The organism is Chitinimonas viridis (genome assembly GCF_030409555.1).
Taxonomy (GTDB): Bacteria; Pseudomonadota; Gammaproteobacteria; order Burkholderiales; family Chitinimonadaceae; genus Chitinimonas; species Chitinimonas viridis.
Genome location: NZ_JAUFPU010000007.1, coordinates 72,558 through 99,443, shown reverse-complemented (window position 1 = coordinate 99,443; position 26,886 = coordinate 72,558). Strand labels below are relative to the sequence as shown.

The 26,886-nt window shown below is 62.7% G+C and carries 26 protein-coding genes; 11 read left to right on the top strand and 15 right to left on the bottom strand.

Annotation, left to right across the window (positions count from 1 at the left end):
* Window positions 1-23 precede the first annotated feature (23 nt).
* Together pilB and QWZ03_RS08550 are read right to left on the bottom strand one after the other, a co-directional pair.
* On the bottom strand, window positions 24-1,736 hold the full coding sequence (pilB, locus tag QWZ03_RS08555; protein WP_290332324.1) for a type IV-A pilus assembly ATPase PilB: 1,713 nt from the start codon (window positions 1,734-1,736) through the stop codon (window positions 24-26).
* 193 nt (window positions 1,737-1,929) lie between these two features.
* Window positions 1,930-2,748: a cytochrome C assembly family protein gene (locus QWZ03_RS08550; protein ID WP_290332323.1), complete on the bottom strand. Its 819-nt coding sequence runs from the start codon at window positions 2,746-2,748 to the stop codon at window positions 1,930-1,932.
* A gap of 261 nt (window positions 2,749-3,009) precedes the next feature.
* Between QWZ03_RS08550 and ffh the strand changes: the two genes are divergently transcribed.
* The 5 genes from ffh to rplS all read left to right on the top strand — a co-directional run bounded on the left by ffh (window position 3,010) and on the right by rplS (window position 6,637).
* Window positions 3,010-4,359, top strand: coding sequence for a signal recognition particle protein (gene ffh / locus QWZ03_RS08545; protein WP_284197204.1), 1,350 nt, complete (start codon window positions 3,010-3,012; stop codon window positions 4,357-4,359).
* Window positions 4,360-4,604: 245 nt separating this feature from the next.
* Window positions 4,605-4,847 carry a 30S ribosomal protein S16 gene (gene rpsP / locus QWZ03_RS08540; RefSeq protein ID WP_284197205.1) on the top strand — a complete coding sequence of 81 codons (243 nt, stop codon included), beginning with the start codon at window positions 4,605-4,607 and terminating at the stop codon, window positions 4,845-4,847.
* A gap of 24 nt (window positions 4,848-4,871) precedes the next feature.
* Window positions 4,872-5,420 (top strand): ribosome maturation factor RimM, encoded by a 549-nt coding sequence (rimM, locus tag QWZ03_RS08535; RefSeq protein ID WP_290332322.1) that lies wholly within the window; start codon window positions 4,872-4,874, stop codon window positions 5,418-5,420.
* A gap of 1 nt (window position 5,421) precedes the next feature.
* On the top strand, window positions 5,422-6,195 hold the full coding sequence (gene trmD / locus QWZ03_RS08530; RefSeq protein WP_308447534.1) for a tRNA (guanosine(37)-N1)-methyltransferase TrmD: 774 nt from the start codon (window positions 5,422-5,424) through the stop codon (window positions 6,193-6,195).
* A 61-nt stretch (window positions 6,196-6,256) separates the two neighbouring features.
* Window positions 6,257-6,637 carry a 50S ribosomal protein L19 gene (gene rplS / locus QWZ03_RS08525; RefSeq protein WP_284197207.1) on the top strand — a complete coding sequence of 127 codons (381 nt, stop codon included), beginning with the start codon at window positions 6,257-6,259 and terminating at the stop codon, window positions 6,635-6,637.
* Between the two features lie 70 nt (window positions 6,638-6,707).
* Here the strand turns inward: rplS and QWZ03_RS08520 are convergent, their stop codons facing one another.
* Entirely contained in the window at window positions 6,708-7,595 is an 888-nt protein-coding gene (locus tag QWZ03_RS08520; protein WP_290332321.1) for an AEC family transporter, read from the bottom strand.
* Window positions 7,596-7,648: 53 nt separating this feature from the next.
* Here QWZ03_RS08520 and QWZ03_RS08515 point away from each other — a divergent pair, with 53 nt between their 5' ends.
* A complete protein-coding gene (locus tag QWZ03_RS08515) occupies window positions 7,649-8,629 on the top strand; it encodes a site-specific tyrosine recombinase XerD (protein ID WP_290332320.1) in 981 nt (326 codons plus the stop codon).
* Between the two features lie 45 nt (window positions 8,630-8,674).
* On the opposite strand, the gene QWZ03_RS08510 is transcribed toward QWZ03_RS08515, so the two are convergent.
* Window positions 8,675-8,965 (bottom strand): PsiF family protein, encoded by a 291-nt coding sequence (locus tag QWZ03_RS08510; RefSeq protein WP_290332319.1) that lies wholly within the window; start codon window positions 8,963-8,965, stop codon window positions 8,675-8,677.
* Window positions 8,962-9,087, bottom strand: a complete 126-nt coding sequence (locus QWZ03_RS08505; RefSeq protein WP_284197211.1) for a hypothetical protein — start codon at window positions 9,085-9,087, stop codon at window positions 8,962-8,964. Before QWZ03_RS08505 ends, QWZ03_RS08510 begins: the two co-directional genes overlap by 4 nt.
* On the opposite strand from QWZ03_RS08505, the gene QWZ03_RS08500 reads away from it, so the two are divergent.
* The 5 genes from QWZ03_RS08500 to QWZ03_RS08480 all read left to right on the top strand — a co-directional run bounded on the left by QWZ03_RS08500 (window position 9,086) and on the right by QWZ03_RS08480 (window position 13,637).
* Window positions 9,086-9,811 (top strand): YebC/PmpR family DNA-binding transcriptional regulator, encoded by a 726-nt coding sequence (locus QWZ03_RS08500; RefSeq protein ID WP_290332318.1) that lies wholly within the window; start codon window positions 9,086-9,088, stop codon window positions 9,809-9,811. The genes QWZ03_RS08505 and QWZ03_RS08500 overlap by 2 nt on opposite strands.
* Window positions 9,812-9,972: 161 nt before the next feature.
* Complete coding sequence (locus QWZ03_RS08495; RefSeq protein ID WP_290332317.1) at window positions 9,973-10,344, top strand: hypothetical protein; 372 nt, start codon at window positions 9,973-9,975, stop codon at window positions 10,342-10,344.
* 68 nt (window positions 10,345-10,412) lie between these two features.
* Window positions 10,413-12,284 (top strand): CHASE2 domain-containing protein, encoded by a 1,872-nt coding sequence (locus QWZ03_RS08490; protein WP_290332316.1) that lies wholly within the window; start codon window positions 10,413-10,415, stop codon window positions 12,282-12,284.
* Window positions 12,285-12,288: 4 nt separating this feature from the next.
* On the top strand, window positions 12,289-12,789 hold the full coding sequence (locus tag QWZ03_RS08485; protein ID WP_290332315.1) for an SH3 domain-containing protein: 501 nt from the start codon (window positions 12,289-12,291) through the stop codon (window positions 12,787-12,789).
* A 20-nt stretch (window positions 12,790-12,809) separates the two neighbouring features.
* Window positions 12,810-13,637, top strand: coding sequence for a M48 family metalloprotease (locus QWZ03_RS08480; protein WP_290332314.1), 828 nt, complete (start codon window positions 12,810-12,812; stop codon window positions 13,635-13,637).
* Window positions 13,638-13,886: 249 nt separating this feature from the next.
* Here QWZ03_RS08480 and QWZ03_RS08475 read toward each other — a convergent pair whose 3' ends face one another.
* From QWZ03_RS08475 to QWZ03_RS08430, 10 genes are all read right to left on the bottom strand, one after another.
* Complete coding sequence (locus QWZ03_RS08475) at window positions 13,887-16,637, bottom strand: TonB-dependent receptor (RefSeq protein WP_290332313.1); 2,751 nt, start codon at window positions 16,635-16,637, stop codon at window positions 13,887-13,889.
* 90 nt (window positions 16,638-16,727) lie between these two features.
* Window positions 16,728-17,840 carry an ABC transporter ATP-binding protein gene (locus QWZ03_RS08470; RefSeq protein WP_290332312.1) on the bottom strand — a complete coding sequence of 371 codons (1,113 nt, stop codon included), beginning with the start codon at window positions 17,838-17,840 and terminating at the stop codon, window positions 16,728-16,730.
* A gap of 280 nt (window positions 17,841-18,120) precedes the next feature.
* Window positions 18,121-19,611: a beta-N-acetylhexosaminidase gene (gene nagZ / locus QWZ03_RS08465; RefSeq protein ID WP_290332311.1), complete on the bottom strand. Its 1,491-nt coding sequence runs from the start codon at window positions 19,609-19,611 to the stop codon at window positions 18,121-18,123.
* A complete protein-coding gene (locus QWZ03_RS08460) occupies window positions 19,608-20,501 on the bottom strand; it encodes a carbohydrate ABC transporter permease (protein ID WP_290332310.1) in 894 nt (297 codons plus the stop codon). The genes nagZ and QWZ03_RS08460 overlap by 4 nt, the downstream gene beginning before the upstream one ends.
* Window positions 20,498-21,367: a carbohydrate ABC transporter permease gene (locus QWZ03_RS08455; RefSeq protein WP_290332309.1), complete on the bottom strand. Its 870-nt coding sequence runs from the start codon at window positions 21,365-21,367 to the stop codon at window positions 20,498-20,500. The genes QWZ03_RS08460 and QWZ03_RS08455 overlap by 4 nt, the downstream gene beginning before the upstream one ends.
* Before the next feature lie 153 nt (window positions 21,368-21,520).
* A complete protein-coding gene (locus tag QWZ03_RS08450) occupies window positions 21,521-22,786 on the bottom strand; it encodes an extracellular solute-binding protein (protein WP_290332308.1) in 1,266 nt (421 codons plus the stop codon).
* A 179-nt stretch (window positions 22,787-22,965) separates the two neighbouring features.
* The gene (locus QWZ03_RS08445; protein WP_308447533.1) at window positions 22,966-23,988 is read right to left on the bottom strand and encodes an SIS domain-containing protein; all 1,023 of its coding nucleotides are present in this window, start codon (window positions 23,986-23,988) and stop codon (window positions 22,966-22,968) included.
* Window positions 23,989-25,101 carry an N-acetylglucosamine-6-phosphate deacetylase gene (nagA, locus tag QWZ03_RS08440; protein WP_284197223.1) on the bottom strand — a complete coding sequence of 371 codons (1,113 nt, stop codon included), beginning with the start codon at window positions 25,099-25,101 and terminating at the stop codon, window positions 23,989-23,991.
* A gap of 16 nt (window positions 25,102-25,117) precedes the next feature.
* Window positions 25,118-25,864, bottom strand: coding sequence for a GntR family transcriptional regulator (locus QWZ03_RS08435; protein WP_284197224.1), 747 nt, complete (start codon window positions 25,862-25,864; stop codon window positions 25,118-25,120).
* Window positions 25,865-26,740: a glucosamine kinase nucleotide-binding domain-containing protein gene (locus QWZ03_RS08430; protein ID WP_290332307.1), complete on the bottom strand. Its 876-nt coding sequence runs from the start codon at window positions 26,738-26,740 to the stop codon at window positions 25,865-25,867.
* Between the last annotated feature and the right edge of the window lie 146 nt (window positions 26,741-26,886).

Genomic DNA, 26,886 nt, shown 5'->3' with positions numbered 1-26,886 from the left:
GGTTACTCCTTGGCTTAACAGCCTTATTCGTTGGTGACGGCTTCTACTTCGGTCAGCGAGGTCATGCCTTGCTTGACCTTGAGCAAGCCGGATTGGCGCAAGTCGCGAATACCCTCGCGCTTGGCCTGGTCTGCGATGTCTATAGAGTTACCCTGGCGCATGATGATGCGCTGCATTTCTTCAGAGATGGGCATGACCTGATAGATGCCCACCCGGCCCTTGTAGCCCGAGCCCTTGCAGATATCGCAACCGACAGGACCATAGGGCTGCCAGCTGCCGTCCAGATCGTCCTCGGTGTAGCCGGCGCGCAACAGCACGTCGTGCGGTATGTCCACCGGTTTCTTGCAGGCCGAACATAGGCGCCGTGCCAGCCGCTGGCCGGTGATCAGGATGACCGACGAGGCGATGTTGAACGGGGCGATGCCCATGTTCAGCATACGTGACAGGGTGGCGGGCGCGTCGTTGGTGTGCAGGGTGGAGAACACCATGTGACCGGTCTGGGCGGCCTTGATCGAGATATCGGCGGTCTCCAGGTCACGGATTTCACCGACCATGATGATGTCGGGATCCTGCCGCAGGAAGGATTTGAGTGCGGCCGCGAATGTCAGGCCGGCCTTGTCGTTGACGTTGACTTGGTTGATGCCGGGCAGGTTGATTTCGGCCGGGTCTTCGGCGGTAGAAATATTGATGCCGGGTTCATTCAGGATATTGAGGCAGGTATAGAGCGACACTGTCTTGCCGGAGCCCGTGGGGCCGGTTACCAGCACCATGCCGTAGGGGCGATGGACGGCGTCCAGCAAGGCCGCTTTCTGATCCGGCTCGTAACCCAGCGCGTCGATACCCAGCGTGGCGGAGCTGGGGTCGAGAATCCGCATACAGATCTTCTCGCCGAACAGCGTGGGCAGGGTGGAGACCCGGAAGTCGATGGCGCGTGTCTTCGATAGCACCAGCTTCATCCGGCCATCCTGCGGGATGCGCTTTTCCGAGATGTCGAGCTTGGAGATCACCTTGATACGGGAGGAGATTTTCTCCTTGATGGCCAGCGGAGGCTGGGCCACTTCGCGCAGCACGCCGTCGATGCGGTAGCGGACGCGGTAGAACTTCTCGTAGGGCTCGAAGTGGATATCCGAGGCGCCGCTATTGATGGCATCCAGCAACAGCTTCTGGATGTATTTCACCACCGGGGCGTCATCGACTTCGTTGGTGCTGGTGTCGGCCTCTACCTGGCTCTCCTCGGGCACGTTGAGGTCCAGGTCGTCCTGGTCGTTCACCATGTCCTTGAGGTTGGCGCCACTGGCCTCGACCAGCTTGTCGATCAACTGTCCCAGCTTGGGGTCTTCGACAATGATGGGTTCGATGACGGCGCCGCTCTGGAACTTGGCATCTTCCAGCGCTTGCAGATAGGTTGGATCGGAGATGGCTACGAACAGCTTGGTGCCGCGCTTGTACAGCGGGGCGATGCGGCGGGTCTGCATCAGTTTGCGATCCAGCGCGCCGGGCGGGATATAGGCCGGGTCGAGTTGGGCCAGGTCCAGCATGGGATAGCCGAAGGTCTGGGCGGCGAACTCGGCCACCTGCAGGCCGCTGAGTTTCTTGCTGGCAACCAGGGCCTGCACAAAGCTGGTCTGGTTGGCCTGTGCCTGTGCCTGGATGGCATCCGCATCGGCTTCCTGCAAGCGGCCTTGCTGAACCAGCGCGCGGGCGATGCCAGAGAGGGTGGATGGGGATTGCGCCATAGGTAATGCGTCCTTGCGGAAGGTGACGCGAACTGCGCCGTATTTAGAAGGCTGGCATAAATAATGCCTTTGTCAAGTTCGTATGTAAAGCCGAAAACCCTTGCGCCGTCTGGCTTTGATGGGTTTTTTATGGCGTAGGCATATATTTCGCCTTGCATAATCGCCGGATGGCGCTGCCGCTTGGCTGCGGCGATCAGTGTTGCAGCAGCGCATCCAGTACGAACCGACTACCAATATAGGCCAACAGCAGCAGGGTGAAGCCCGTCAGCGTCCAGTTCACGGCAATGCGGCCGCGCCAGCCGCGCGTTTGCCTGCCCCAGAGCAGGGCGGCGAATACCAGCCAGGCGGCCAGCGAGAACAGGGTTTTGTGATTGAAGGTGACGGCTTTGTGGAATAGCGCCTCGGAGAAGACCGTGCCGGTGACCAGGGTGGCGGTCAGCAGCACAAAGCCCAGCGCCAGGGTGGAGAACAGCAGCCGCTCAAGTGCCAGCAAGGGTGGTAGCTGGCTGAGCAGGCCGCGGCCTGGGTGGTGAAGCTGGCGATCGGCCAGCCGCATCAGGACGGCCAGCCCCGCCGCCACGGCGAAAAACCCATAGGCCAGCATGGCAATGGCGAAATGAGCCTGCATCAGGGGGGCGGACAGCCACGGTGTCGGGTGGCCGGCAGGCATCAGCAGGCTGGCACCCAGGCTGAAGGTTGCCACGGGTAGCAAGATGACCTGCAGGCCTTCCAGCTTGATCAGGAAGGCTGCTGTCCAGTAGATCAGTACCGCTATCCAGGTCAGCATGCCCAGGGCTTCGCGCGCGCCGAAATGGGGGGCAAGGCTGATCAGGGGGGTGAAGGCCAGGGGGGCGTGCAGCAGCAGCAGCAGGCCCAGCAGGCTGTGCTCCAGCTTGAGGCGGGTGGCCGGCAAGTCCTGGATGGGCGGCCGGCGTGATGCCCACAGCCAGCCGGCCAGTGCAAGGTAGCCTAGCCATACCAGCAGGGGGAGCAGGGTGAGGTACTGAGTCATGGGGCGTGTTGGCAAGTCGGGTTGCGGCAAGTCAGGTAAACTGCCGGGTTTAAACAGCCTTTGGGAATCTGTTTACGCGCTTGCCGGCATCGCTAGTGCACTGCGGCAGCTACCCCGTGCGGCTGCGGCTGCCGTGTTTGCGGCCCTGCTTCTGGCGGGCAAGATAGCGGTAAACAGTTTCCGAACCAGTCTTCGGCCTCGTGTCGAGAGGCTGCTCAAGTCTAACAGAGCACCGCTGGGTGCCGATTGAGAATTGCTCCCATGTTTGACAACCTGCAAAGCCGTCTTTCCACTGTCGTCAAAACCCTGCGCGGTCACGCCCGGTTGACGGAGGACAATATCTCGGACGCCATGCGCGAGGTGCGCATGGCCCTGCTGGAGGCCGATGTCGCCTTGCCTGTGGTGAAAACCTTCGTGGCGCAGGTGAAGGAGCGCGCTCTGGGGCAGGAGGTGATGGGTAGCCTGACGCCGGGCCAGGCGGTGATTGGTGTGGTGCACGATGAGCTGAAGAAGCTGATGGGCGACCACAACGACAGCCTCAACCTGGCTGCAGTGCCGCCGGCAATCGTGCTGATGGCAGGTTTGCAGGGGGCGGGCAAGACCACGACCACCGGCAAGCTGGCCAAGCGCCTGAAGGAAGATTCCAAGAAGAAGGTGCTGGTGGTCTCGGCTGACGTGTATCGGCCTGCCGCCATCGAGCAGCTCAAGCTGTTGGCGGGCCAGGTGGGGGTGGAGTGGTTTCCTTCCGACCCCAAGCAGGCGCCGGCCGATATCGCCCGTGCTGCGCTGGATCATGCCAAGCGGCATTTCTTTGATGTCCTGATTGTCGATACTGCGGGCCGCCTGGCGATAGACGAAGCCATGATGGCCGAGATCAAGCAACTGCATGCGCTGCTCAACCCGATAGAGACGCTGTTCGTGGTGGATGCCATGCAGGGGCAGGATGCGGTGAATACGGCGCGGGCCTTTGGTGAGGCCTTGCCGCTGACCGGCGTGGTGCTGACCAAGCTCGATGGCGATGCCCGTGGTGGTGCGGCGCTGTCGGTGCGGCATGTGACCGGCAAGCCGATCAAGTTCATCGGCGTGGGCGAGAAGGTGGGCGGGCTGGAGCCTTTTCACCCCGAGCGCATGGCTTCGCGCATCCTGGGCATGGGCGATGTGCTCAGCCTGATCGAACAGGTGCAGCAGACGGTCGATGTGGAAGAGGCCGAGAAGCTGGCTAAGAAGATGAAGTCTGGCAAGGGTTTTGACCTTGAGGACTTCCTGGCGCAGATACAGCAGATGAAGAAAATGGGCGGCATGTCCGGCCTGCTCGACAAATTGCCGGGCATGGGCCAGATGAGCCAGGCCATGCAGGGGCCGGAGGCTGAAAAAGCCATGCGCCGGGTGGAGGGCATCATACGCTCGATGACGCCGCTGGAGCGGCGCAAGCCTGAGTTGCTCAAGGCCAGCCGCAAGCGCCGTATCGCTGCCGGCGCCGGGGTCAGCGTGCAGGAAGTCAATCGCCTGCTCAAGCAGTTCGAGGACATGCAGAAGATGATGAAGCAATTCTCCGGCAAGAATATGTTCAAGCTGATGAAGGGCATGAAGGGCATGCTCCCCGGCATGTAAAAGCCTTTTCACGATTTTCCCCCGGGGAAAAGATCGTGAATAGACTCTAGGCGCCTGTTCAAGGCTTGCCGCTTTGTCGTTGTGCAACGAGGGTGCGCTGGCTGTGCGCCCCGTCTGGCAGCCGCCTGTGTGGTTTGCCGATACGGTCTAATTACTTGAGTTGCAAGATCTTCTTGCTGCTTTGTGCCGGGTGGTTGTAGAATGCCCGGCTTTCTCCGCCTAACCAGAATTTTAGGAACAACATAATGGTTGTGATTCGTCTTGCCCGTGGTGGCGCCAAGGATCGTCCGTTCTTCAACGTGGTCGTGGCCGACAAGCGCTGCCGCCGTGACGGTCGCTTTATTGAACGCATTGGCTTCTACAACCCCCAAGCCAAGGATGGCGAAGAGGGTCTGCGCATTGCTGCTGACCGCCTGAGCCACTGGATTGGCAACGGTGCCCAGCTGGCTGACAGCGTCAAGAAGCTGGTCAAGCGTCTGCCGGCCTAAGTGCCGAAGGACGTGAGCGCCGACATGAAGCCGGCGGACCAAAAGCCCATCGCAGCATCACCGGCCGGTGTACCGGCTGATCTGGTGCCGATGGGTTTTGTCGCAGGTGCGTTTGGTATACGCGGCTGGGTGAAGGTGGTTTCCGACACCGAGTACGCCGATAGCCTGTTTGATTACGATACCTGGTGGCTGGGCCGTAATGGCAACTGGCGCGCCTATCGTGTCGAAGAGGGTAATCGCCAGCCCAAGAATCTGTCTGCCAAGCTGGAAGGCGTGACGGATCGTGATGTCGCCCATGGTTTCAAGGGGATGACGGTTGCGATCCCGCGCTCCGCCATGCCGCCGGCAGATGAGGGTGAATACTACTGGGCCGATCTGATCGGCTTGGCCGTTGTCAACCTGCAGGGCGAAAGCCTGGGCAAGGTAGACAACCTGCTCAGCACCGGCGCCAATGACGTGCTGGTGGTGAAGGATGGCCAGGCTGAACGCCTGATCCCGTTCGTGGGCCCGGTCATCGACAGCGTTGACCAGGTAGCCGGCGTGATCAAGGTCGATTGGGGCCTGGATTACTGACGTGCGCTTTGATGTCGTCACGATTTTTCCTGCCATGTTCGAGGCGATTGCCCAGCATGGCGTGACGCAGCGGGCGCACGAGCAAGCCTTGTTTGGCCTGCAGTGCTGGAACCCACGCGACTACAGCACGGGCAATTACCGGCGGGTGGATGATCGCCCCTATGGTGGTGGCCCCGGCATGGTGATGCTGCCAGAGCCGCTGGAGGCCGCCATCGAGGATGCCAGGGCAGCGCAGGCTGCTGCCGGCGCCGCGCGTAGCAGAGTGGTTTATATGTCGCCGCAGGGCGCGCCGCTGACCCATGAGTCGGTGATGCGACTGCTGCAGGAGCCCGGCCTGATCATTCTGGCCGGTCGCTACGAAGGCATAGACGAGCGTGTGATTGCGCGCCAGGTGGATGAGGAAATCTCCATCGGCGACTATGTGCTGTCGGGCGGCGAATTGCCGGCCATGGTGCTGATCGATGCGCTGGTCAGGCAGTTGCCCGGGGTGCTGAATGATGCGGCCTCGGCGCAGGAAGACAGTTTTGTGGACGGGTTGCTGGATTGCCCGCATTACACCCGTCCAGAAGAATATCGCGGCATGGCGGTTCCGGAAGTCCTGCTTTCGGGCAATCATGCAGCGATCAGGCGTTGGCGGCTTAAGCAGTCGCTGGGGCGGACGTGGTTGCGTCGGCCCGAGTTGCTGCGGGATCGCCAACTGACAAAAGAGGAAGCTCGTCTTCTCCGTGAGTTCCAGTCCGAACAGGACCAGGATGCGCGTAAAGAGGATGCCTGAGCGCACCGAGAGGTGGCTGGCAGCCCGAGAAGGAACAAGCTTCACACTGGAGTATTGAACGATGAATCTCATCGCCAAGCTGGAACAAGAAGAAATCGCCCGTCTGGGCAAGACCCTCCCCGAATTCGCCCCCGGTGACACCGTCATCGTGCAAGTGAAGGTGAAGGAAGGTAACCGCGAGCGTCTGCAGGCTTACGAAGGCGTGGTTATCGCCAAGCGTAACCGCGGCCTGAACAGCTCCTTCATCGTCCGTAAGATTTCGTCGGGTGAAGGCGTTGAGCGTACTTTCCAGACCTACTCGCCGCTGGTTGCTTCGGTTGAAGTGAAGCGTCGTGGTGATGTGCGTCGCGCCAAGCTGTACTACCTGCGCGACCGCTCGGGCAAGTCCGCACGTATCAAGGAAAAGCTGCCGGCCCGCAAGGTCGCTGTTGCCGCCGCTTAAGCGACGGACACTGCTGCTGCTTGAAAGACGGTCGTCGCAAGACGGCCGTTTTTTTATGCCCGCGGGACCTTCATCCCCATAGGGCGAGGTTGAGCGGCACGGTCAGCATGGCGCCCAAGGTAGTGGCGGTGATGGTGGCGGCGACCAGCTGGCCGTCACTGCCCAGGCGCACGGCCAGGATATAGGCGGTGGTGGCAGAGGGCAGGCAGGCCAGTACCAGCGCTGCCTGGTAGTACACGCCGGTCACCCCCAGCAGGCGGCAGCAGGCAACGGCCAGCAAGGGCAGCAGCAGCAGCTTGACCACCGACCACCAGGCAACCAGCCAGGGCGCGCCGCGCCAGGCAGCCAGGCGCAGGGCGCCGCCTACGGTGATGAGACCCAGTGGCAGGGCGGCACCTGCCAGCAGGCCCAGGCCGTGGTGCAGCCAGGTGGGCAAGGACCATTCGTTGAGATTCCAGCACAGCCCCAGGGTAATGGCGATGATCAGCGGGTTGGCCAGCAGCTCGCGCCAGATGCGGTTGCCCTGGCCCTGGGTCAGTTGCAGGATGGCGACGAGGTTGACCAGTGGAATCAGCAGGCCGACCAGCACGGCGAAGGCGGCAATGCCTTGCTGGCCGTGCAGGCCGCCGATGATGGCCAGGCCCACATAGGTATTGAAGCGGTAGGCGCATTGCGTACCGCTGTTCAGAGCGGTGGGTGTGGCCTGCAGTAGCCAGCGGGCGGCATAGCCCAGCAACAGTCCGCCCAGGGTAAACAGCAGACCGGCCAGCAGCATGGGGCCGCTTTGCGCCATGTCCAGCGGTGCGCGTGACACCGCATTGAAGAGCAGCGGCGGAAACAGGACGTAGTAGATAAACTGTTCCATGCCTTGCCAGAAACCATCGTCGCGAAAGCTGCTGCGCCTGAGCGCATAGCCCAGCAGTATCAGCAGGAAGTCAGGTAGCAGCAGGGTGATCATGGGCTGGAATTATCGGCCTGTTCGAGCAAAATGCAGCATGAGGTGGTGACTTTATGTCCGCCATGACGGATCGGGACAGAATAGACGGTTTTATCGATGCTGCCTGGCTGGCGGAGGGGTGGAGCGGCCACACTGCAGATAGCTACCGGCGCGATCTGACGCAATGGGCCGATTGGCTGGCGCAATCGGGTAGCGACAGCCTGAGCGCTGGCCCCGACCAGATAAGGGATTACCTGGCCTTGCTGGCGGCGCGCTACGCCGAGACCGCGGCGTTGAGCGAGGTGGACAAGCGCCGTCTGCCCGCCTTGATGCGGGGCAAGAATGGGGCATCCCGTGGCCGCTTGTTGTCGGCCTTGCGTCGCTATTACCGGCATTTGCTGGAGGAGGAGACGATAGCCCTGGACCCCACCGGCGAGCTGGATGGGCCCAGGCTGGTGCGGCCCCTGCCCAAGACGCTGTCTGAGGTGGAGGTGGAGGCGCTGATGCGTGCGCCCGCGCTGGATACGCCGCTGGGCCTGCGTGATGCGGCCATGCTGGAACTGATGTATGCGGCTGGCCTGCGGGTGTCGGAGCTGGTGGTCTTACCGCTGGCGGCCATGAACCTGGCCGAAGGTTCGGTGCGGATAGAGCATGGCAAGGGCGACAAGACGCGGTTGGTGCCCATGGGCCAGCCGGCACAGCAGGCGTTCCGGCGCTACCTGGCCGAAGGGCGGCCTCAGTTGTTAGGTGGCCGTGCCCACCCGATTGCCTTTGTGAATGCCCATGGCCAGCCGCTGACCCGGCAGGGCTTCTGGTATATCGTCAAGCAATACGCACTGCGGGTGGGCATAGCGGCCCAGCGCCTGAGCCCGCATGTGCTGCGGCACGCCTTTGCCACCCATCTGGTCAACCACGGCGCGGACCTGCGGGTGGTGCAACTGCTGCTGGGGCATGCGGACATTACCACCACCCAGATCTACACCCATGTGGCCAAGGCCAGGCTGGCAACCTTGCATGCAGCGCATCATCCGCGTGGCCGTCGCGGTGGCGGATGACAGTGGCTCGCCAGGCGAGCCACGCCGGCAGGGGTGATGGCTGGGTTACTTCTTCAGACACTCGCTCATGAACTTCTTGCGCTCGTCGCCCTTCTTGCCTTCGGCCTCTTTGTTACAAGCTTTCATCTTCTCCTGCTGAGGATTGGCGGGCTTGGCTTTGAGGCATTCGCTCATGAATTTCTTGCGCTCGTCGCCTTTCTTGCCCTCGGCATCCTTGTTGCACTGAACCATCTTGCTCTGTTGTTTGGTGGGTTCCTTGGCCGTGGCGGGGGCGTCGGCAGCATGGGCGAGGCTCAGGCCCAGCAGGGCGGGAACGATAAGGGCAAGCAGTTTCATGGTGAACTCCAGTAGGGAAATGGCAAAGCCAAGGCAGTGTAGAAGAGCTGCCAGCCAGCAGCAAATGCCGCTGTGATAAAATGCCGGCCTTCTTCTGATTCGTTTTCGAGGATTTTTATCATGGCCGGCCATTCCAAGTGGGCGAATATTCAACACCGCAAGGGTCGTCAGGACGCCAAGCGCGGCCAGCTGTTCACGCGGCTGATCAAGGAAATCACGGTTGCCGCCAAGATGGGTGACCCTGACCCTGCCACCAACCCGCGCCTGCGACTGGCGGTGGACAAGGCCCTGGGCGCCAATATGCCCAAGGACAATATCCAACGCGCCATTGATCGCGGTGCCGGCAACCTGGAGGGCGTGGACTACATGGAAACGCGCTACGAGGGTTATGGCATAGGCGGTGCCGCCGTGATGGTGGATTGCCTGACCGATAACAAGACCCGTACCGTGGCCGATGTGCGCCATGCTTTCAGCAAGTACGGCGGCAATATGGGCACTGACGGTTGCGTGTCGTTCCAGTTCAAACACTGCGGCTACCTGATCTTTGCCCCTGGCACCAATGAGGATGCCTTGATGGAGGCGGCGCTGGAGGCTGGCGCTGACGATGTGGTGAGCAATGACGATGGTTCCATCGAGGTGATCACCCCTCCCTATGACTTCGTCACCATCAAGGAAACCCTGGAGGCTGCCGGTTTCAAGGCTGAAATGGGCGAAGCCACCATGAAGCCGCAGGCGGAGACACCGCTGTCCGGCGACGATGCCGTGAAGATGCAGAAGCTGTTGGATGCGCTGGAAAGCCTGGACGATGTCCAGGAGGTCTACACCACCGCCCTGATGGACGAGTAACAGACCAGTAGACGGGGAGTCTGCGGGCGGGCTGGCATGGCCGCTGTGACGGATTCAGTACTTCCCGACCGAGGGCCGGTTATCCGGCCCTTACGCATTTGAGCTGTGGCTTGCCTAAGATAGAGCAGGCACAGAGGCTTGTTGAGGAACGGATTGCCGCCATGTATCACACGCCAAATTATCGAAATCGTGGTAACAGCCGCTGGCGTGATCGCCTGCGCGGCTTGCTGGGCATGCGTGTCAGCCGGCAATTGCCTGACCCTGGCCCCCGGCCCCATATTGGCGACTACATCGCCTATCGTGACCTGGTCATGAAGATAGGTGAGCCGGTGGCTGATGAGCTGTGGGATTGGCTGGTGTTCAACCGCTGGCGGCAGGTCCACCCGCAACGGGATCGCCGGCGCTATCGCCGCCTGCCCAGTGAGACTTTCCGCATGCTGGCCCGTTGCGCGCCTACCCAGCGGGATGCCTTTGTGGCGCAGATGCTGCGGCAGCACAAACCAGCCCTGACGCGCATGGGGCCGTTGAAATAAGCGGACGGCACTGGAGATCGGGGCCGCAGGCTGCTAAAAAGCAAGCTGTCTGATCGCCCGGCCACGCCATGACCTCCGCCCACCTCTTACGCCTGCTGCGCCATTTTTCCTGGTGGCACTGGCTGGCCATCAGCTTGTTGCTGGTGTTGCTGGATTACACCGTATTGCACACCAGCCGCATCATCGACCAGCGCGCCGGCGATGTGCTGTTGCGTGAGCATGCCAAGCGGCGCCCGGTTTCGACCGGCGTGGTGGTGGTCGATATCGACCAGCGCTCGCTCGAGCGGATGAACGAGGCGGCCGGCAGCTGGCCCTGGCCACGTTCGGTGCATGGCGAGCTGACCGATTATCTGGCGCGCCAGGGAGCGCGCGCCATCGTGTTTGATATCCATTTCAACGAGATGGATTTTTACCGCCCCGAGCATGATCAGGCCTTTGCCGAGACGGTGGCGGCGCACAGCAACGTCTACCTGGCCATGGCGCTGCAGGACAGCGGCAGTGGTGGACCCATGGCCAGCATGATCCCGCCTGCTGTGGGGGTGGTGGCGCTGCCAGGGGCCAATCCGCAAACCCGTATCCCGGTATTGCTGCCCCTGGTGATGCTGCAGCACAAGCAGCCGGAAGCCATGCGCGGCGGGCTGATCAATTTTGTGGAAGACAGCGACCTGGTGGGCCGCCACTACCTGCTTTACAAGGACTACCAGGGGTGGCGCTTCCCCTCCATGCCAGCCCGGCTGGCGCGCGACCTGGGCTGGCCGCTGCCGCAGCAGGGTGACCGTATCCTACTCAATTGGCGCGGTGCCTGGCAGCATGTGTCCTATGCCGACCTATATGAAGACGCCCAGCGCGAGCAGCCCCGCCGTCCGCTGATGGAGTTCAAGGACAAGGTCGTGGTGGTCGGTGCGGCGGCGCCGGGCCTGATGGACCTGCGTCTTACCCCCTTGGCCAGCACCTATCCCGGTGTCGATATCCTGGCTACCAGCATAGACAACCTGCGGGCTGGTGATTGGCTGGGCGAGAAACCCAGGCCGGTGGTGCTGCCCTTTATTGCGCTGTTGCTGGGCAGCATCGCCTGGCTGTTTGCCCGTGGCTATGCGCCTACCCGTATCCTGTATGGCTTGCTGGGTGTGAATGTGCTGGTGGTGGCGATAGCCTGGTGGCAACTGGGGCGAGGGGTGTTCCTGCCCCTGTTTGCGCCGCTGGCCTGGGGCTGGGGCTATTTCTGGCTGTGTGCCCTGCTGGCCTACCTGAAGGAGCGGCAGCAGCGCGAGCGGGCCATGGGCATGTTCCAGCGTTTTCTGGACCCGCGCGTGGTCAGCGATCTGGTGGCCAATGGCGAGATCAATACCGAGGTGAATGCCGAAAGCCGCCAGGTGACGGTGCTGTTCTCGGACATACGCGGTTTTACCACGCTGTCGGAAACCCGCTCGCCCGAGGCCATCGTCTCCCTGCTCAACCGCTACTTCTCCACCCAGGTGGAAATCATCTTCCGCCACGGCGGCACCCTGGACAAGTTCATCGGCGACGCCATCATGGCCTTCTGGGGCGCCCCGGTGAATGACCCGGATCACGCCAGGCATGCGATAGCTGCCGCCATCGAGATGGCGGAGGCGCTGGTGCGCTTCAAGGCCGAGCTGACCGAGCTGGGCCATGATTTCGACATCGGTATCGGCCTCAATAGCGGGCCAGCGGTTGTCGGCTTTATCGGCTCCCGCGATAGACTGGACTACACTGCAATAGGTGACACGGTGAACCTGGCCAGCCGTATAGAAGGGCAGACCAAGGGGGTGGCGCGGGTGCTGGTGGCGGAGTCGACCATGCTGCTGGCGCAGGCGGATTTCAGCTACCGTGATTGCGGCTTGCACCATGTAAAAGGCAGGGAACAGGAAGTCAGGTTGTTTGAGCCCGGGCGTCTGGGCACGAGCGGAAACGGGAGTTGAAGCAATGAGAATAGCGATAACTGTCTTGCTGTTGGCGGCCGGCGTGGCGCAGGCGGCAGAGATGGGCACAGTGCTGCGGGCAGCAGAACTGAAACAGAAGCCTTTTGCGGATGCGGCCAAGGTCAGCGATGTGGCGGCCAAGGCGGCGGTAGAGATCGTGCAGCGCCAAGGCGCCTGGATACAGATCAAGGCCGACGGTCAGGTCGGCTGGGTGAAGATGCTGAATGTACGCACCGGCAACAGCCAGGCCAAGCCCGGTAGTGGCGGTGGTGGGCTGGGATCGCTGGTATCGGTGTTCCAGACCGGTAGTTCGTCCAAGACCCAGACTACAGGCGTCAAAGGCATCAGCAAGGATGGGCTGAAGGAGGCCCAGCCTGATATGGAGCAGTTGGCCAAGCTCAACGGCATGCAGGTCACGGCAGAAGATGCCAAGCGGTTTGCCCGCGCCGGCAAGCTGGAAGACGTGAAGGTCGACTACCTGCCCAAATCGGCTGACGGCAAATGACAGGGAAGAAGGAGCTCAGCATGCGCAAACTGATATTGCCCCTGTTGTTGGCCTTTGCCGCCCCGGCCCAGGCCTGGGATGTGGGCAAGCTGATCAAGGGGCTGGAGACTGCCAAGAAGGTGGTGGACGCCAATCGTGATATTACCGAGACCGAAGAAGTGCAGATGGGCGGCGAGTTGGCCGCCACCCTGCTGGGCGCGGCACCGCTAGTGGACGACGCCGAGATGCAGCGCTATGTGAACCGGGTGGGGGTGTGGCTGGCGCAGCACAGCGAGCGCCCAGGCCTGCCCTGGAAATTCGGGGTGATAGACCATCCCCATGTGAATGCCTTTGCCACGCCGGGCGGGCATATCCTGGTCACCCGCGGGCTGCTGCAGCGCCTGCGCAGCGAGGCTGAGCTGGCGGGGGTGCTGGCCCATGAAATCGCCCATGTGTTGAAGAAGCACCAGCTCAGTGCCATCCAGAAAAGCCTGGGGACGGCGGCCTTGTCTGACATCGCCGCCCAGTATGCCGACAACACCGGCAAGCGTAGCGCGGCCAATACCGCGAAGCTGATAGGCGGTGGCAAGGAGCTGTACCTGAAGGGGCTGGACAAGGAGGATGAGTACGAGGCCGACCGCATGGGGGTGGTGATTGCCGCGCGTGCCGGCTACAACCCCTATGGCCTGGTCGGGGTGTTGCAGACCCTGTCGGAATCGGCCAACGACCCTGGCCTGGGTTTTCTACTGGAAACCCACCCCATGCCCAATGACCGGTTGGACCGGCTGGATGCGGCCATGGGTGAGCGCATGGAGGAGTTGAGCAAGAACGTGGACAACCTGCCGCGCTTCAGCAAGCTCAGGCGCTAGCCTAGGGGTAACGATAAGCGGCGTACCGGCTTGGCCGGTGCGCCGTTTTTCATGGTGGGTGACGCATAAAAAATGGCGCGGTGGCATGGCCCACAGGGGATGCAACACGCGCCAGAGAGGAGTGAACCTTGATGGAAGATGGGCCGGGACCTGCTACGCCGCCTTGCCGGCCACCGCAATGGCGGTGTTTTGTCGCACGGTGGAACAGGGCAGGCCGCCATGCTGCGACGGCCTGCCCCTTGCCAGGGCTTAATACTTCATGCGTAGGCCGACATAGTACTGGCGGCCATTTTTGTAAAACGACTGCGGCTGCTTGGCACCGGTCTTGTCGTAGACATAGGTCTTCAGCAGTGGGTTGTTGATGTCCTTGGCGTCGAAGCTCAACGCCAGGTTGTCGTTGATGGTGTAGCCGAGCGAAGCGACCCAGGTGCCGACCGCATCCTGATAGACCGCGCTGCGACGATCGATACCGTTCAGGAAGGCGGAGCGGTAGTTGTAGGCGATGCGGGCGCTCAGCTTGCCCACTTCGTAGAAACCGCCCAGGTTGAAGGAATGCTCAGAGGTGCCGACGAGGTCGCAAGCGTGCCGGTCACCGGCATTTTCCTTGGCCTCACAGGCCACGCTGGTTTCCTTGCCATCCGCATAGGTGTAGTTGGTGTTGAAGCCAAAGCCGCCACCTATGGGCATTTCCAGCGACAGCTCTAGACCCTTGACATCACCTGTGGTGTTGATTGGGGTATTCATCAGATAGGTGCTGAATACGTCCTTGCCCTGCTTCTGGCTTTCGACACCGTTGCGGAATACGGCGTTGTAGGTACCGAACGAGACATAGGATGACAGGTCCATCGAGTAGAAGGCCGCTGACAACATGGCATTCTTGCCGAAGTACCATTCCACCCCTGCGTCAAAGTTGGTCGAGCGGATAGGCTTGAGGTAGGGGTTGCCGCCGCTGCCACTAAGCGAGGTATCGTTCAGGCTCAGGCCGGCCAGGCGGCCAAAGTCGGGACGGGCCATGACCTTGGCCAAGGCAATCCGGGCGACCAGATCGCTGCCGATATCGAGCCTGAGGTTGGCGCTGGGCAGGACGTCGGTGTAATCCGACGATACTACGCTGGCCGCGTAACGGGTGTTGCCTGGCCCCTGGAAACTGCCGTTGGCATCCAGTACATAGGACTTGATCTCTTCCTTGGTGCGGGCAAAACGGATACCCACATTACCGCTCAGGCCTTCGTCGGTTTGAATGTCAGCCATGATGTAGGCCGAACTGGTGGGCTCGCTGATGGTGTAGGAGCTGGCCCAATCCTGCCGGTCGGGGCGCTTGTACTTGTCGCCCCAGGCAATTAGCTGGTCAAAGGGAATGGCCCAGGAGCCGCCAAGCACACCACCACCCAGTCCGGCGCCGAAGTCGCTTGGATAGCTACCAGTAACGGCCCCCAGGCTGCTGCGTGGCACGCCTGCTGGGTCGGTAATGCTGCCGGACTGCTCCAGGCTGCGCTCATGCTTGGCAAAATGCAGGCCAAACTTAAGGGTGGGGACGACACCTTCAGCAAAGGCATAGCGGCCATCAATCTGGCCGTAGTCCTCGGAATCCTTGGTCAGTACCTTGCCGCCCCAGGTGTCGATATTGCCTGCCGTGGGAAAGTTTGCCACGCCTGGTATGGTGACGGTGGCCGCGCCGTTCATGCCATTGAGCTTGTAGCTGCCGCCTACGTAGGGGCCGCCAATCTCAGCGATGGTATCGCGCGGCGTGCCACCTTCGCCACGTGTGGTGCCAAGCTGGCCGGTCAGGGTGAAGCGGTCGTTGATATTGAAGCGGCCATCCAGGTTGAGGAAGTCGGATTTGGCGTAAGCGCCCTTGCGGCCGATCGCGTCCTGTATCCAGGAACCACCACAGGCGCCATTGAGATGGGCAGGGCAGGTGGCGGGGAAGGCGATGGCGGTGACGGTGCTGCCTTCTATGGTGTAGCTGGAGGGGACGACACCATTGGTGAGTGGCGACACTGCCCAGAACATCTGGTTGCGGTTGTAGTTCGAGGCGTTGAGCTTGGAGCTGAAGCCGGACAGTTCCAGGTTGATGCCTTCGGCGGGGCGGGCCTGCAGGGTGATCAGGCCACCCTTGCGCACGCGCTCCTGCTCAAACCAGGCCGAGCCGGTCAGCAGGCTGATGTTCTTGCCGCGCAGCTCGGGTGCGGCTGCCAGTACGTCGTTGTTCTTGCCCCAGAGGTTTTCCAGGGTGTCCCACCACAAGAATTCCTGGCCGTCGCGGCGCAGATGGCGCTTCTCGTTGAAGCCTTGCACCATGATGCCGAAGGTATTGGCGCTGTTCTTCCAGTTGAAGGAGGCGCTCAGCTGGGGATCCCATTTGTCGGCCAGTTCCGAATACACGGCCTGGATATTGCCGGTGGCGGAAAACTGGGTCTTGGCGTCCAGCGGGTGGCGCGTCTGGATGTCTACCGAGCCGGCGACGCCGCCTTCGGTGATGTCGGCACGGGCGCTCTTGCGCACTTCGATGCGTTCTACCAGCTCGGACGGGAGCAGGGAGTAGCTGACGCTGCGGCCTGCACCGGTCTGGTTCAGGATGAACCAGTCGCCGGTGCCGACGCCGTGGCCGTTGATGGTGGTGGCGGTCAGGCTAGGGGGGGTGCCACGCAGGCTGATACGGTCGTTTTCGCCAAAGCCGCCCTCGGTGCCGCCGGCGGTGATGGTATTGACACCAGGAACGCGCTGGAGCGAGTCTGCGACGTTTTTGTCTGGCATCTTGCCGATATCTTCGGAGGTCACGACTTCCACGACCGAGGCGGCGTTGCGCTTGGCAACCAGTGAGCGCTGCTTGGAGGCCCGGATGCCGGTGACCTTCACTTCCTCCGCCTTCACCTCAGGCTGGGCGGCCGGTGCATCGGCCGCGTAGGCGGGTGCTGCTGCGCCCAGCATGGCAATGGCTACTGCCAAGGCGACGGGCGTTGGTTTGTACTGCATGGCGAAACCCCTTTCGTTAAACATGCCGCTCTCCTGTAATTGGATTAGTACCGCTCTGATGCTGAACAACGATCCCGGCTTCGCCCTACCCGGCGAAGGCGGGGTATACGGGTGCTACGGATAGGGTTGGCCGCTGCCCGGCAGGGCCAGGCCGGCCGCATCGAACAGGTGGCAGGCAGCCAACTCGGGCTTGAGCCAGACGCGCTCGCCACGGTGTGGTGCGGTTTCCTTGCTGGGCAGGGAGAAGGCGATCTGGGTGTCCATGCCGTCGGCGCGGGCGTAGATGATCTGCTCGCCGCCCAGGTGCTCCACCAGGTCGACGCTGGCAGGGATGGCGTTGTCCTCGGCCTGGCCTTGCCAGGCGATGTGCTCAGGCCGCACCCCCAGGGTGATGGGGCTGCCGGACTGCAGGCGGTACTGTTGGGGCAGAGTAATACTGGTATTACCGGCTAGAACAATATCGCTACCACTGTTGCTACCACTGCGCAGCTGGGCCGGCAGGAAATTCATCTTGGGCGAGCCGAGGAAGCCGGCGACAAACTGGTTGGCTGGCTGCTGATACAGTTCCAGCGGGGTGCCGACCTGCTCGATGCGGCCACCATTGAAGACAGCAATGCGGTCGCCCAGGGTCATGGCCTCAACCTGATCGTGGGTGACGTAGATCATGGTGGTGGCCAGATCCTTGTGCAGCTTGGCCAGTTCGATGCGCATCTGTACGCGCAGGGAGGCGTCCAGGTTGGACAGCGGCTCATCGAACAGGAAGACGTCGGGCTTGCGCACTATGGCGCGGCCTATGGCAACGCGCTGGCGCTGGCCGCCCGAAAGCGCTTTGGGCTTGCGCTCAAGCAAATGGGTGATCTGCAGCACCTGGGCGGCGCGCTCGACGGCTTCGTTGATCTCGGCCTTGGGTTTCTTGGCCAGCTTTAGGCCAAAGCCCATGTTCTCGCGCACGGTCATGTGCGGGTACAAGGCATAGCTCTGGAACACCATGGCAACCCCGCGCTTGGCGGCGGGGACATCGTTGACCCGGCGCTGGCCTATGGACAGGTCGCCACCGCTGATGTCCTCTAGCCCGGCTATCATCCGCAAGGTGGTGGTCTTGCCACAGCCGCTGGGGCCGACGAAGACCATGAACTCGCCATCGCGGATATCGAGATCAATGCCGTGGATAACGGTGGGGCCGTCTTCGTAGGTCTTCTGCAGGTTTTTCAGTTTCAGTTCGGCCATGGACCGGTTCCTTGTTGTTGGCCAGCGGTATTGTCGTATTGACACCGCTTCAATACCAATTTAATACAAGACCGATTCAATACCACTGTAACAACACTGTCAACGCCTTTATGGTGCTTGTCTGCAAGTGTTGCGTTTGTGCGGCAGACGCTGGACGCTTGTACCAAATCCCTGTGCAAACCCCAGTGGCAGACAGCAGAAAGCCCGCATGCGACACCCCTGTAAAGGGTGGGTCATGCGGGCCTTGGAGGGGCGGGCAACGCGCTTGCGTTGCGCGGTATCAGGCGTCCAGCGGAGCGGGCAACTGGCCGGTAGCGTTCAGCTCGCCCTTGAGCCAGGCCACCACGGCATTCAGCGCCGGGTCGGCAAAGCCATAGCTGACCAGCGCTGCACAGGGCAGGTCGGCAGCGGCATAGGGGTTCCATAGCGCCAGGTGCAGGTGCGGGCGCCAGCTGCTGCGCTCGGCTGCGCTGTAGCGTTCGCGCGTGGTTGAGGCCACGATGGTGTAGACGCCATCCTGCGGGAGCTTGGCCCAATCCAGCTCGCTGCGGCGCGTGTAGCTCACTACGTCCAGCGCGTACAGTGGCGCCAGCTTGGCGATCAGCACGCTGGCCGCCAGGCCGGGCTCGGATACGCCGTCGGAGGGGGCGTCGGCCTGCAATACCAGCCTGACCCTGCTACCCAGTGGCGGCCTTTGCGCCTCGCCTACCAGAGTCAGGGCGCGCGCCCAGGCACCGGCAAACAGTGCGCGGTCGGCGGCTTCCTGTTCGGCGCTGTAGGGACGGACTTCGGCGGGATAGCGGCGGGCCATGGCGGTGACGCGCGCATCCGCCTCGGCTAGCCTTGCGGCGGGCAGCGTGCCGGCAGCGACGGCCGCCAGCAAGGCCTGCTTGGCATCGGCCATTTCATCGCTGAACTGCAGCACCAGCGACAGGTCGGCACCTGCGGCGACTGCCATGACCGTGCCCTGGGCCTGGCCCCAGCGCTCGCGTATGGCCTTCATATTCATGCCATCGGTAATGGTGACGCCCTGGTAGCCCCATTCGTCGCGTAGCAGGGTTTGCAATATGGCAGGCGAAAGGGTGGCGGGGCGCTCATTGTCGAAGGCGGGGAAGACGATATGGGCGCTCATCAAGCCAGGGGTCTGATGGATGAGGGCATGAAACGGCGACAGTTCGTATTGCTCGATGGCGGTGCGTGACTTGTCGACGATGGGCAGGGCCAGGTGCGAATCGGTATGGGTGTCGCCGTGGCCGGGGAAATGCTTGACGCAGGTGGCCACGCCTTCGCTGAGGTGGCCGGCCATCCAGGCGCCGGCCAGGCGGGCGGCTTGCACTGGATCTGCGCCAAAGCTGCGCTCGCCGATGACGGGGTTGCGGGGGTTATTGTTCAGGTCCAGCACCGGCGCGTAGTTCCAGTTGATGCCCAGCGATGCCAGGCCGCGAGCGATGGCGGCGCCGACCTGGTAGGCCAGGGTGTCGGAGCCAATTGCGCCCAGGGCCATGGCGCTGGGTGCTGCCGGCATGAACAGGGTACGCATCACGGCGCCGCCCTCCTGGTCTATGCCTATCAAAGCATCCTGGCCGATGACAGCCTTGAGGTCGGCCACCAGTTTGCGGGTTCTCTCGGCGCTGCTGACATTGCGGCGGAACAGGCAGATGGCTCGGGCATCAAGCTGCCGCAGGAAATCGGCATCGGCGGCGGTCAGTTCATCGCCGGGCACATCGACCATCAGGGCACGGCCGGCAAGCTGGTTCAGGTTCTGGGTCATTTCACGGCACCATCAAAGCCACGCAGGAAATAGCGCTGGGTAAACAGGAAGACGATCAGGATGGGGATCACGGTCAGCACGGCGCCGGCGGCGACCACGCGGGTCTTGAAGCTGAAGGAGCCCGACAGGTACTGCACGCCTACGCTGAGCGGGAAGTTCTCCGGGCTGGTCATGACCACCGAGGGCCAGATGTATTGGTTCCAGGCGGTCACCAGCGTCAGGATAGCCAGCGCACCCAGGGCGGGCTTGGCCAAGGGCAGCATGATCTTCCAGAAGATTTCCCACTCGTTGGCGCCATCTACCCGGGCTGCGTCGATCAGATCCTGCGGCACGGCCTCGAAGGCCTGCTTCATCAGGAAGATGCCGACCGCGCCCGCCAGATTGGGCAGGACCACGCCGGTCACGCTATCGGTCAGCTGCAGCTTGGAGACCGTGATGAAGTTGACCAGGAAGTTGATCTCGGCCGGCAGGATCATGGTGGCGATAATGGCGCCGAACACCAGCTTGCGCCCGGGAAACTGCATCCGTGCCAGCGGATAGGCGGCGAGGCTGCAGATCACCAGGGTGCCCACCACGGTAGCGCCCGAGATCAGCAGGGAGTTCTTGTAGAAGGCCAGCAGATCGATGGTGTCGAATACCTCGATGAAGTTGACCAAGCTGGGGTCCTGCGGCCAAAGCGGCGGTGGAAAGCTGTAGACGTCGCCGGTGGTGGAGAGGGCAGTGACCAGGGTCCACCAGAACGGATAGACGGTGATGATGGCCAGCACGGACAGCAGCAGGTAGTGGGGCAGGCGCCGGACGATGCGACGCAGGCGGGCACTGCGCAGGCCGCGCTGCAGCGCGGTGGCGGACGAGGGGGCGATTGCCGGCATGGTTTGGGCTTGGCTCATGGGTTCTTGGGCTGCAGGTAGCGGAAGTTGAGCCAGGCCAGCAGCATGCAGATGACCGACATGACCAGGCTGGCGGCCAGCGCACGACCGAAGTTGAGCGACTTGATACCGAATTCATAGGCGTAGTAGAGCGCCGTGTAGGTGGACTGGAATGGCCCGCCCTGGGTCATGATCTGTACTTCCTCGAAGGCTTTGACGGCGGCCAGCATGGACATGATGGAGCAGAGCAGGATGGTGGGCAGCAGCAGGGGCACGGTGATGCGCCAGAACTTCTGCCAGGCATTGGCGCCGTCCAGTGTGGCGGCTTCGTAGACATCGGCCGAGATGGCCTGCAAGCCTGCCAGGTAGAGCACCATATACCAGCCCAGGCCGCGCCAGATGGTGACGAACATGACGGCAAACAGGGCGATGCGGTCGTCGGTGAGAAAGCCTATGGGCTCGTTGATCAGGTGCAGCCAGCGCAGGATGGCATTGAGGGCGCCATCGTCGTTGTACATGAAGTTCCAGATGATGCCGATGACCGACACGGTGGTGACCACCGGCAGGTAATAGGCGGCACGGAAGAACTTGATGCCGGGCAGGTTGTTGTTGACCAGGACCGCCAGCAGGATGGCCAATACCTGGATGACGGGCACCACGATGAGGTAGAGGGCGGAATTCTTCAGCGAGCCGATGAACAGTTCGTCGTCGAACAGCTCGCGGAAATTCTCCAGCCCCACCCATACCGGTGCGTCGATCAGGTTGTATTGGGTGAATGCGATATAGGAGCCGAAGCCGACGGGCCAGAAGGCAAAGGCCAGGAGCAGAACCATGGCCGGGGTCAGGAACAGATAGGCCGTCAGGGTGGCTTTGCGGGAGTGGGCCACGATAGATGTCTCCATGCCGGTGTACGGCAGCTGCGTGTCAGGGCGATACCGGCCACGCCGGGATCAGCCAGGTCGCCTTGCCCGGTATGGGCGTGCGGCACCCGCTACGTCGGCCCCAGGGCGGGCGTAGCGGGTCAAGGCCTTGTATCGGTATCAGGACTTGCCGAGTTTCTTGTTCCAGAAAGCGACGGCTTCATCCAGCGCCTGCTTGGTGTCCTTGCGGCCGGTGACGGCTTGCTCGACGGCGGCGGACAGGCGGGTGGACAGCAGCTCGGCATCCTTGACGCCGCCCAGGTAGATGGTGCGTGTCTGTTCCAGGTTCTTGGCGGCGGCCACCACGGCTTTTTCCACCGCGCCGGCGTTGGCCGGGTAGGTCTGGAAATGGGTGTCCTGCGCGGCCCGCTTGGAGGTGGGCAGGGTGCCGGCAAAGCGCGAGAAGGCCAGCTGGTTCTCGGCATTGGTCAGGTAGTTGCCGAACTTGCCTATCTCCGGCAGCAGCTTGGCATCGACATTGCGCGGCACCACGAAGGTGAACTGCCAGCCGCCCGAGGCGATGCCGGTGGGGCTGAGCTGCAGGCCGGCCACATCGGTGACCTTGTAGATGCCGGGGGCGTCGTCGCGTACCCGGGTCATGGCGGCGGGAACCGATACCAGCATGGCCAGCCGCCCGCTGTTATAGGCGGCCATCGAGACCTGGAAGTTGTCCTGGGCGAACAGATTGTCCTTGAGCAGGGCACCGGCCTTGTAGGCGTCGGCCAGCTTGTTCACCAGGGCGACGTGGGCGGGCGAGTTGAATACGGCGCGGCCATCCTTCAATACCTCCAGGCCTTCCTGCGCCATCAGGCCTTCCAGCTTGGTGGGGCCCAGGGTGGGGGCAAAGCCGGCGACACCGGTCTTGGCCTTGATGATCTTGGCGTAGTTGAGCTGTTCGGTCAGGCTGCCGGGGGCCTTTTTCGGGTCCAGGCCGGCTTTTTTGAACAGCTCGGTGTTGTAGGCAATGACATTGGCGCCGTTATAGAAAGGGAAGGCGTACAGCTTGCCATCGAAGGTGACGTCCTTGAGGGCGCCGCCGACATACTGGCTCTTGTCCACCAGGGGGTCGACCGACTGTATCAGCCCCTTCTGCTTGTATTCATAGGCCCAGGGTACGTCCATATTGGCCATGGCGGGGGGCTTGCCCGAGGCGATGGCGGCGGTGAACTTGGTGCGTATCACGTCCCAGGGGTAATCCACCCAGACCACTTCGACATGGGCGTTGGACGCGTTATAGCGGCTGACCACATCCTTGAAATAGGGGGCGAACTTGGGCGCCAGGCTCTGAGTCCAGAATTCCAGGCGCTGCTTGGCTGCCTGTGCCTGGCCGCAGAGGGCAAGGCCTGCCAGCAGCAGGGCTGTCTTGGCGATACGGTTGGTCTTCATGGTGCATACACCCCATCAGTCTGTTGTCGTCTAGCAGGCGTGCGCGTTGGCACGCCCTCCAATCCTGCACCGGGCTCTTGGGCGCGGTGTCGTCTCTTCCCTGGCCTGGTGCCAGGGTGGGTCAATTGCTTGGCCTGCCGTTTGGTGGCCCACGGCGTGGCCAGTGCTGGCCCGGCGGGCTAACGGGTCAAGGTCACTTTGTTCAGGTGCCGCGGTTGATCGGGGTCGTAGCCACGGGCACGGGCCAGGGCCTCTACCATGGGGTAGAAGGCGGTGACGGCCGCAATGGGGTCGAGTTCCGGTACCGGGCCCAGCGGCAGGGTCAGTTCGCGCTCGGCCACATCGGTTGGGGCCGCCAGCAGTACCTTGGCGCCACGGCCGCGCATTTCTTCTGCCAGCTTGATCAGTCCCGCCTGCGCCGGGCCGCGCGGTGCGAAGATCAGCAGGGGGTAGCCTTCGTCTATCAGTGCCATGGGACCATGCTTGATCTCGGCGCCCGAGAATGCCTCGGCCTGGATGGCTGCGGTTTCCTTGCACTTGAGGGCAGCCTCCAGGGCAACCGGCAGGGTCAGGCCTCGGCCCACCACCATGATGCGCTCGGCCTGCTGCAACACCTCCACACCATGGGACCAGTCCACTTCCTGCGCCTTGGCCAAGTTATCGGGCAGGGCTGCCAGGCCGTTGAGCAATTGAGCGTCATCGGCCCAGTGGGCAACTAGGCGGGCGCCAGCGGCCAGGCTGGCGATATAGCTCTTGGTGGCGGCGACGGCGTATTCGGGGCCGGCTTCCAGCGGCAGCGTCCATTCGGCGGCTTCGGCCAGCGGCGAGGCGGCATCGTTGACCAGGGCTATGGTTTGGGCGCGGCCCTGGCGGAAGCGCTTGATCGGTTCGACCACATCGGGGCTGCGGCCAGACTGCGAGACGGCGACGGCGACCGTCCCTGCCACGTCCAGCGGGGCATCGTAGAGGGTGACCAGCGACATGGGCAGCGAGACGGGCAGGCGGCCCAGCCGCAGCATGGTGAGATAGGCCAGGTAGGCCGAGGCATGGTCGGAACTGCCCCGTGCCACGGTGACCAGCGCATGCGGGTCGGTATGGCGCAGGCGCGCACCCAGTTCGGCATAGCGGGCATCCTGTTTGTCTGCCTGGCGGGCGATGGCAGCTGCGCCTTCGCGCATCTCTTTCCACATGCAAGTAGTCACTTACTTCTCCGACGTCAGATTTACCGGCTCGCCTTCGACATAGACGGCCTTCAGTTTCAGGTTGCGATCAAGCACCACGATGTCGGCGTAAGCGCCGGGCTTGAGCTGGCCGCGATCATCGAGGCCCAGCAGCTCGGCCTGGTAGGTGGATAGCCGACGGGCGGCGTCGTCCAGGTCCAGGCCCAGGCTCACCAGGTTGCGCAGGGCTTCGTCCAGCGTCAGGGTGGAGCCGGCCAGCGTGCCATCGGGCAGGCGCACGCCACCCATGCACTTGGTGACGGTATGACGCCCCAGCTTGTAGTTGCCGTCAGGCATGCCGGCGGCGGCGGTCGAGTCGGTGACGCAATAGAGCTTGGGTATGGCGCGCAGGGCTGCCTTGATGGCGCCAGGGTGCACATGCAACAGGTCGGGTATCAGCTCGGCGTACTCGGCGTGGGCCAGTGCTGCGCCCACCATGCCGGGCTCGCGGTGATGCAGGCCGGTCATGGCATTGAACAGGTGGGTGAAGCTGGACGCCCCATGCTTGAGGGCTTCCACGCCATCCTCGTAGCTACCCAGGGTGTGGCCCAACTGTACCCGTATGCCGCGTGACACCAGTTCGCTGATCAAGGCCATATGGCCCTGCACCTCGGGCGCCAGGGTCAGTACCCGCAGCGGGGCGAGATTGTTGAAACTGCTGATCTCGTTGAGTACCCCGTCGCGGGCGAAGTTGGGCTGGGCGCCGAGCTTGCCGGGGTTGATATAAGGGCCTTCCAGATGCACGCCCAGTACCCGGGCACCACCGCTGGTGCGCTGCGCCACCACGGTGGCCACGCCGCTGAGCGCATGTTCTATCTCACGCTTGGGCGCCGTCATGGTGGTGGCCAGCAGGCTGGTGGTGCCGTGCCGAGCATGTATGCGGGTGATCACCGACAGGGCATCGCCCCCCTCCATGACATCACGACCGCCGCCACCATGGACATGCAGGTCGATAAAGCCAGGCAGGATGATGTCGTCGGCGTTGCCGGCGGGATCGCGTGCCTGGCCCTGCAATGCGGTGATATGCGTGTCGAAGCGCAGTTCGCCGTGTTGCCAGCCATCGGGAGTGAGGATATTGCCGTGCAGGTTTTGCATCGTTCAGGTTCTTTGCTCAGCGGCGGAGTTCGGCGATGAAGTCGTAGTAGTCATTGCGGCAATAGGAGTAGGTCAGCTCCACCGGCAGGCCGCTGTCGAGATAGCCTATTCGGGTAATCATCAGCATGGCTGTGCCCGAGGGTATGCCTGCCAGTTGGGCAATCTCGTCGGTGGCATTGACGGCCTTGATGTGCTGCAGGGCGCGGGTTACTGAGCTGCCGTGGCTGTCGAGATAGGCATACAGCGAATCGGCCACCACGGTGGGGTCGGCCAGGTAGCGGCTGGGCAGGGTGGAGGTTTCCACCGCCATGACCGTGTCGTCGGCCATGCGCAGGCGTTTGAGCCGGGCCACGTTGGCTGCCGGCGACAGCCCCAGGCGCAGGACTTCCTCCTGGCTGGCGATGCCGGTCTCGCGGCTGAGCCAGCGCGACGAGGGGGCAAAGCCACGGCTGCGGATTTCTTCAGAAAAGCTGGTGAGGCGCGACAGTGGCTGTACCAGGCGAGGGGCGATATAGGTGCCCGAGCCCTGGCGCCTGACGATCAGGCCTTGCTCGAACAGCATGTCCATGGCCTTGCGGGCGGTGACGCGGGAGATGTCCAGCATGTCGCACAGCACGCGCTCGGAGGGCAGGGCCTCGTCGGCTTGCCAGAGACCCGTGGAGATGGCGCTGGAGAGTTTGTTGGCAACCTGGAGATAAAGCGGGGTGCTGCTGTCTGCATCCGGCTTGAGTGCCAGAAGGGCGGCTTCGCGGGCCTTGTCCATTTATGTATTTCCCCTAATCAGATGCAGCGCGCCAGTGGCGGAGTCGCCCAAAGGCTGGCGCGCACGGTGGACCAGTTCTGCTGGTAGCCAGGGTTGCAATGCCGCAGCAAGACCACCACAGAACGCCAGTGGCAGATGAGATTCAGGATCCAGCGCTAGCGCTATCGCCGCAATTTCTTCACCAGCCTGGCGCAAGATGGTAGCAGCGGCGCCGTCGTTCGTGGCGTGGCTTAGTACCAGCGGCGTAAGTTGTGCGTAATTGGTCTGGCGAGCCTGCGCCAGCCAGTCATAGGCGCTGTCTACCGAGCCGCCAAGATGTTGTATTACTGCCTCAGCCAGTGGTCCGCGAGGCAGTCGTCCATCCAATGCCTTCTGCGCCAGCTGGGTGGCCTTCATGCCTATCCAAGCACCGCTGCCTTCGTCGCCGCAGGGAAAGCCCCAGCCCGATACGGTGCGCTTGCGCGGGCCGGATGGGCTGTCGCCGAACCAGGCCTCGCCTATGGTGCCGGTGCCGATGGCAACGATGACGCCAGGCTGGCCACCGTGCGCGCCCAGCAGGGTGGTGAAGCCATCGTTGTCCAGCTTGATGGCATGGAGTGCCGGCGCGGCTGCCAGGAATGCCGCGGCCCAGCTGGCGTTATGCACACCTGCCAGGCCCAGGCCCATGGCGCAGCGGGCGGCATCGAAAGGCTGTCCCAGGCTGGCGAACGCATGGTCGCAGGCGACCTGTATGGCTTGCCATGCTGGCGCTATGCCCAGCGCCAGACCCGATGGCCCGGCGCTGCCTCGTGCCAGCTCGCGGCCGTCGCGATCCGCCACTAGCACCCGGGTGCCTGTGCCGCCGCCATCGACGCCGATCAAGAATTCAAGAGACATCCACTAACTCCGCGTGACCGATAGATACCGGTCTTATTGTGACTGGTTTGATACCAGTTGAATACAATACCGATTCAATACCACTGGCGTGGTGCTGTCAACGACTTTGTGCGGCAAATCCCGATTTTGCGGGCTATGTGTGGCGT

Bases quoted from the DNA above. Each gene is read 5' to 3' on its own strand.
- pilB (WP_290332324.1), bottom strand. From the start codon at position 1,736: ATGGCGCAATCCCCATCCACCCTCTCTGGCATCGCCCGCGCGCTGGTT.
- QWZ03_RS08550 (WP_290332323.1), bottom strand. From the start codon at position 2,748: ATGACTCAGTACCTCACCCTGCTCCCCCTGCTGGTATGGCTAGGCTAC.
- ffh (WP_284197204.1), top strand. From the start codon at position 3,010: ATGTTTGACAACCTGCAAAGCCGTCTTTCCACTGTCGTCAAAACCCTG.
- rpsP (WP_284197205.1), top strand. From the start codon at position 4,605: ATGGTTGTGATTCGTCTTGCCCGTGGTGGCGCCAAGGATCGTCCGTTC.
- rimM (WP_290332322.1), top strand. From the start codon at position 4,872: ATGAAGCCGGCGGACCAAAAGCCCATCGCAGCATCACCGGCCGGTGTA.
- rplS (WP_284197207.1), top strand. From the start codon at position 6,257: ATGAATCTCATCGCCAAGCTGGAACAAGAAGAAATCGCCCGTCTGGGC.
- QWZ03_RS08520 (WP_290332321.1), bottom strand. From the start codon at position 7,595: ATGATCACCCTGCTGCTACCTGACTTCCTGCTGATACTGCTGGGCTAT.
- QWZ03_RS08515 (WP_290332320.1), top strand. From the start codon at position 7,649: ATGTCCGCCATGACGGATCGGGACAGAATAGACGGTTTTATCGATGCT.
- QWZ03_RS08510 (WP_290332319.1), bottom strand. From the start codon at position 8,965: ATGAAACTGCTTGCCCTTATCGTTCCCGCCCTGCTGGGCCTGAGCCTC.
- QWZ03_RS08500 (WP_290332318.1), top strand. From the start codon at position 9,086: ATGGCCGGCCATTCCAAGTGGGCGAATATTCAACACCGCAAGGGTCGT.
- QWZ03_RS08505 (WP_284197211.1), bottom strand. From the start codon at position 9,087: ATGATAAAAATCCTCGAAAACGAATCAGAAGAAGGCCGGCATTTTATC.
- QWZ03_RS08495 (WP_290332317.1), top strand. From the start codon at position 9,973: ATGTATCACACGCCAAATTATCGAAATCGTGGTAACAGCCGCTGGCGT.
- QWZ03_RS08490 (WP_290332316.1), top strand. From the start codon at position 10,413: ATGACCTCCGCCCACCTCTTACGCCTGCTGCGCCATTTTTCCTGGTGG.
- QWZ03_RS08485 (WP_290332315.1), top strand. From the start codon at position 12,289: ATGAGAATAGCGATAACTGTCTTGCTGTTGGCGGCCGGCGTGGCGCAG.
- QWZ03_RS08480 (WP_290332314.1), top strand. From the start codon at position 12,810: ATGCGCAAACTGATATTGCCCCTGTTGTTGGCCTTTGCCGCCCCGGCC.
- QWZ03_RS08475 (WP_290332313.1), bottom strand. From the start codon at position 16,637: ATGTTTAACGAAAGGGGTTTCGCCATGCAGTACAAACCAACGCCCGTC.
- QWZ03_RS08470 (WP_290332312.1), bottom strand. From the start codon at position 17,840: ATGGCCGAACTGAAACTGAAAAACCTGCAGAAGACCTACGAAGACGGC.
- nagZ (WP_290332311.1), bottom strand. From the start codon at position 19,611: ATGACCCAGAACCTGAACCAGCTTGCCGGCCGTGCCCTGATGGTCGAT.
- QWZ03_RS08460 (WP_290332310.1), bottom strand. From the start codon at position 20,501: ATGAGCCAAGCCCAAACCATGCCGGCAATCGCCCCCTCGTCCGCCACC.
- QWZ03_RS08450 (WP_290332308.1), bottom strand. From the start codon at position 22,786: ATGAAGACCAACCGTATCGCCAAGACAGCCCTGCTGCTGGCAGGCCTT.
- nagA (WP_284197223.1), bottom strand. From the start codon at position 25,101: ATGCAAAACCTGCACGGCAATATCCTCACTCCCGATGGCTGGCAACAC.
- QWZ03_RS08435 (WP_284197224.1), bottom strand. From the start codon at position 25,864: ATGGACAAGGCCCGCGAAGCCGCCCTTCTGGCACTCAAGCCGGATGCA.
- QWZ03_RS08430 (WP_290332307.1), bottom strand. From the start codon at position 26,740: ATGTCTCTTGAATTCTTGATCGGCGTCGATGGCGGCGGCACAGGCACC.